The following is a 4,937-nucleotide window of genomic DNA, read 5'->3' on the forward strand; positions in this document are numbered from 1 at the left end:
AAGGGGTAAACTCCTCCACTGGTAATAATAAAATGCGCTCGATGATTAGGGACAAATCTGGGTCTAAACTACCAAAACGAGCTTTCAATAAATTTTCTACCACCAGACGTTCTCCCTGTTGAAGACCCTGTTGAAGACCCTGTTGAAGACCTTGTTGAAGACCCTGTTGAAGACCTTGTTGACGGCCAGCATCCAGTTCTTCCTGAAGACGGGAAGTGTATAAAGGTGATAATCTCATAATTAACTCTCTGTCCTCCTGTTCAAGCTCTTGATCGTTAGTTAAAGAAGTTCTCAAGTTTAATAATAATTCTAGAGCATTTACCCGAAAAGGATGGTTCTCTGGTAACGATTCTAACTCATCGATCGCCCTTGCTTGTACTTTTCCCCGGCCTAAAATTCTTAACCAGAGAGTTGCTTCTGTTGGGGGTAATTGATGGATAACGGTGATTGCCGTGCGTAAAGAGGGAGCCAAAAAATAGATACCTTCCCCCCAATTCTCCTCATCTAATTTAGCTCCGAATCCTCCTAACAGTTGCGAGGAAGCACTGGGAGTCAAAATCCAGAGACGGGGGATTTCCCCATCGTTAAGATTCGTTTTCTGACGATTTGCTTGACGATTAATTTCCCCTTCCACTTCCAATAGTTTTAACAGACAAGTTCTAATTTCTGTAGCGGTGACAGGATTACGAAAGGGTTCAAATAAACAGGGATTAATCGCCATTTTTCCCAGTAATCCCAGCAGTTCTCTAGGATTATTATCGAGAATCTGGGGTGAAAACCAGACATCGATTTCTCGTACTTCTCCTCGTACAACCCGTGCCGATTTTACCTCTCCCAGAGAAGATAATAATTCTTCGAGATAATCTTTGGCAAACTGGTCATGAATAAATCTAGTCATAGGTTTATCTAACATGATTTAATAACTTATCTCGTAATTGCTTAATCCGATCACGATATTTAGCTGCTGACTCGAATTCTAGATTTTTCGCCGCTTCTTTCATTTGCGCTTCTAGTTGTTGAATTAACTCGGGAATTTGTTCCAAAGAAAGCTCTTCTATATTCTCACAAACCTGCTCTAATTGTTGGGAATTTAGGCGACGGGAAATATCCAGAAAAGCCAAAATTGAATTACTTGACCTTTTAACAATCGGTTGCGGAATAATCCCATGTTTCTGATTATACTCCTGTTGAATAGCGCGTCGTCTCTTGGTTTCTTCGATCGCATTAATCATACTATCGGTGAGATTATCTCCGTAAAGAATTGCCTGACCGCGAATATGACGAGCGGCCCGGCCGATAGTTTGAATTAAAGAGCGGGTAGCCCTTAAAAATCCTTCCTTATCTGCGTCTAAAATCGCCACTAAAGACACTTCCGGCAGGTCTAACCCCTCGCGAAGCAAATTCACCCCGATCAGCACGTCAAAGACCCCTTCTCGCAGGTCTTGGATAATTTCAATCCGTTGAATTGATTGAATTTCTGAATGTAGATATCTAACTTTAATTCCCCTTTCTTGCAAGTATTCGGTTAAATCTTCCGCCATGCGTTTAGTTAAAGTGGTAATCAAAACCCGTTCATTTAACTGCACTCGCTCCTTAATTTCCCCTAATAAATCATCTACTTGTCCCTCGGTTGGTCGCACAAAAATCTCAGGATCTAAAACTCCCGTCGGTCGGATAATTTGTTCAACAATGCGATTTTCTGACTGTTCTAATTCCCAATCTCCCGGAGTAGCCGAAACAAAAATACATTGATTAACTTTCTGCCAAAATTCTTCCGACTTCAAAGGACGATTATCCGCAGCACTGGGTAAACGAAACCCGTGATCGATCAAAACTTTTTTTCGTGATTGATCGCCATTATACATCCCGCGAATTTGCGGCACACTAACATGAGATTCATCCACAACTAATAACCAATCTTCGGGAAAATAATCCACCAAACATTCCGGCGGTTCCCCCGCTAATCTACCCGCTAAATGCCGCGAATAATTTTCTACGCCATTACAATAACCCACTTCCTGCAACATTTCTAAATCATAACGAGTCCGCTGATCCAAACGTTGCGCTTCCAGTAATTTGCCCGCTTTTTCTAACTCCAATAAACGGTTATCTAACTCGGTTTTAATATCCCGACAGGCCACCTCTAAACGCTCCTCCGGGGTAACAAAGTGACGGGCCGGATAAATACTAATTCGCTCTAATTTTTGCAAAACTTCCCCCGTCAGGGGATCGAGATAACGAATACTTTCAATCTCATCGCCAAAAAAATCAATTTTAATAACCCGATCCTCGTAAGCGGGAACAATTTCCAAAATATCGCCCTTCAGACGAAAACGACCGCGAGTTAACTCTAAATCATTGCGATTGTACTGCACTGACACCAAGGCCCGTAATAATTGCCTTTGGTCGAACTCTTGACCAACTGTTAAGGAAATCGCCGCTTTTAGGTATTCCGCAGGCATTCCTAAACCATAAATACAACTAATGGAAGCGACGACGATCACATCCCTGCGTTCAAACAGCGATCGCGTGGCCGAATGGCGCAGCATATCGATCTCATCATTAATTGAAGAACTCTTTTCGATGTAGGTATCGCTGACGGGAATGTAAGCCTCCGGTTGATAGTAGTCGTAATAGCTGATAAAGTATTCCACGGCGTTATTGGGGAAAAATTGCCGCAATTCGTTGCATAATTGGGCCGCCAGGGTCTTATTATGGGCCAGGACGAGGGTAGGCCTGCCAATTTTCTCGATGACGGCGGCAATGGTGAAGGTTTTGCCGGTGCCGGTTGCCCCTAAGAGGGTTTGGAAACGATGCTGGTTTTGCAGGGAATCTACCAATTTATTGATCGCTGCCGGTTGATCCCCAGTGGGTTGAAAGGGTGCTTGTAGTTGAAAAGCGGTCATTAGCGGCTAGGTGTAGAGAACAGGCAAAATAAATTATCAATCAAATTACCAACACTGATAGGGTTTTGGGAAAGAAAGATGTATCTTAATATTAGAGAGGATTTTAAAAAAAGATTAAAAGTCTTCGAGAATACCCTAAACTTAAATCTTATTGTTTTCCCGAAGCTATTAACGGAAAGGAGTATCAGGTTATGACGGTGGAAAATCTAGAAACGAACGGGACTCAAACCCCAGCAACCACAGAAGAAAAGACCAGCAGCCCACGCGGTAAAGCTACTACGGCTAAAACCGCCAAAGATAAAGAAGTGGTCGCCCTTTCGGTGAAAAACAACGCTGAATCGGCTTCCAAAGCCTTAAAATTCTATCAACCTGAACATCGCTTACCCGAAAATCGTCCTGTTGGTACTAGCCATCTTCACTTCACGGAAGATGAAATGTTACCCGGGAGCCGTCCCGTGGAAGTTAGCCATCTGAAAGTGGTTAGTACCTATTCTTCCGTCGGTGGATTGCGTCCTGTCGGCTCTAGTGGTATGGAAGTCAGTAGCACTCTAGCGATCTCTGGCAATCGTCCGATCGCTCTCAGTCATCTGCACATTAGCGAAACTTATACAGTCATGGGTAATCGTCCCGTTGCTTCCAATGAAATCGATGATCCCGAAACTTTAATGGGATTTTTGGATTAATTGTTTTGTTGATCAAGACGGATTTTTTCCCTGTCCCGGACGGGGAATTTATTTTTTCTAGCCCACCGTTTTTAATCCCGATGCTGTTTAAGCAAAAATTTTTCTTAATTGTCTCGTTTCTAATAGTGGTTTTTTGCGGTTTCGGATTATTAAATCTTACCTACGATGCTTCAGTTTTAGCGCAAGAGGAATATTATCAGATTCGAGCGCTTCATAGTCGCGATGGTATCGGTAAATTTTATCTAGGACGGGAAATCGCTAAAGTCATGGGACACCAAGAAATGTTATGGTTAGAACGTCCTAGTCGCCGTTTCACGGAAAAACCCGATGATCTGATCACCGCACTACATTTAAAACCCACAGACCTAGTGGCAGATATCGGCGCGGGGACAGGTTATTTGAGTTTTCCTATGGCGAATTTAGTAGAACAAGTTTTCGCCGTCGATGTGCAACCGGAAATGTTAGGGGCAATTGATTTTTTAGCCGAGGAAAATCAAGTTAAGAATGTCACCACAATTCTCGCTACAGAAACCGATCCCAAATTGCCTATAAATGCGATCAATTTAGCTTTAATGGTCGATGCTTATCACGAGTTTTCCTCTCCCCGCGAGATGATGGAGAATCTGGTCAAATCCTTAAAACCCGATGGTAGGGTGGTATTAGTAGAATACCGTCGTGAAAATCCCCTGATTCCCATCAAGGCCCTTCATAAAATGACCCGCAGACAGGTAGAAAAAGAAATGGCCGCTATCGGTTTACTGCCAGAAGAAATCATCGAGACTTTGCCCCAACAACATTTAATGATTTTCCAAAAGGCTGGTTCTTCGGGTTAATTTTATCGGTAAGCTTGGGTATCATAAGATTATCTAGGCAAAGAGGTAGATAAACATGGATATCGACGCTCGAGTAGATTCTCTCTATAAACTAGCCAGAAATTATCCAGATAATCGGGAGTTACAAGAAGCTGTTGCTGTAATTAAGTCCCTGCGAAGCTCTCAAGGACAATATAAACGATGGAATCAGCAATATCGAGATGATAACAGTCATTTAAAAGACCAAATTGTTGAAATATCTGCCACTAATGTTGACCTGCAAAAAGAATTAGATTCTTTAACTTCAGAAATGCGGAATTTAACTGAAGAAAAAGCCAAAATTACGGCGGAGCGAGAGAAAGTTATTGCTGAATTAAAGCAGATTGAAATGGAAGTAAAAGTGGCGGCCCATAATGTCCGTAGTACCAAGTCTGTATATGGAAAGCTAACTAGGGTCTGCTGAAAAAGTTTTTCCTAGGGGCAGGGTGTAGGGTGTGGGGTGTGGGGTGTGGGGTTTTACCCATTTTCATCGGGTA

Annotated in this window: 5 protein-coding genes; 3 read left to right on the forward strand and 2 right to left on the reverse strand. The window is 42.6% G+C overall.

Annotated elements, in window-relative coordinates; genetic code table 11:
• Both PX636_RS10880 and uvrB read right to left on the reverse strand, forming a co-directional pair.
• A partial coding sequence (locus tag PX636_RS10880; protein WP_288117161.1) for a flagellar assembly protein H occupies window positions 1-898 on the reverse strand: 898 nt, incomplete at its 3' end.
• Between the two features lie 4 nt (window positions 899-902).
• A complete protein-coding gene (gene uvrB, locus PX636_RS10885) occupies window positions 903-2,906 on the reverse strand; it encodes an excinuclease ABC subunit UvrB (protein WP_288117162.1) in 2,004 nt (667 codons plus the stop codon).
• Between the two features lie 191 nt (window positions 2,907-3,097).
• On the opposite strand from uvrB, the gene PX636_RS10890 reads away from it, so the two are divergent.
• The 3 genes from PX636_RS10890 to PX636_RS10900 all read left to right on the forward strand — a co-directional run bounded on the left by PX636_RS10890 (window position 3,098) and on the right by PX636_RS10900 (window position 4,864).
• Window positions 3,098-3,589, forward strand: coding sequence for a hypothetical protein (locus PX636_RS10890; RefSeq protein ID WP_002795747.1), 492 nt, complete (start codon window positions 3,098-3,100; stop codon window positions 3,587-3,589).
• 80 nt (window positions 3,590-3,669) lie between these two features.
• On the forward strand, window positions 3,670-4,422 hold the full coding sequence (locus PX636_RS10895; protein ID WP_288117163.1) for a class I SAM-dependent methyltransferase: 753 nt from the start codon (window positions 3,670-3,672) through the stop codon (window positions 4,420-4,422).
• Between the two features lie 55 nt (window positions 4,423-4,477).
• Window positions 4,478-4,864 carry a hypothetical protein gene (locus tag PX636_RS10900; protein ID WP_012266823.1) on the forward strand — a complete coding sequence of 129 codons (387 nt, stop codon included), beginning with the start codon at window positions 4,478-4,480 and terminating at the stop codon, window positions 4,862-4,864.
• The last annotated feature ends 73 nt before the right edge of the window (window positions 4,865-4,937 follow it).

Source organism: Microcystis sp. M53598_WE2, from assembly GCF_030067735.1.
Lineage (GTDB): Bacteria > Cyanobacteriota > Cyanobacteriia > Cyanobacteriales > Microcystaceae > Microcystis > Microcystis aeruginosa.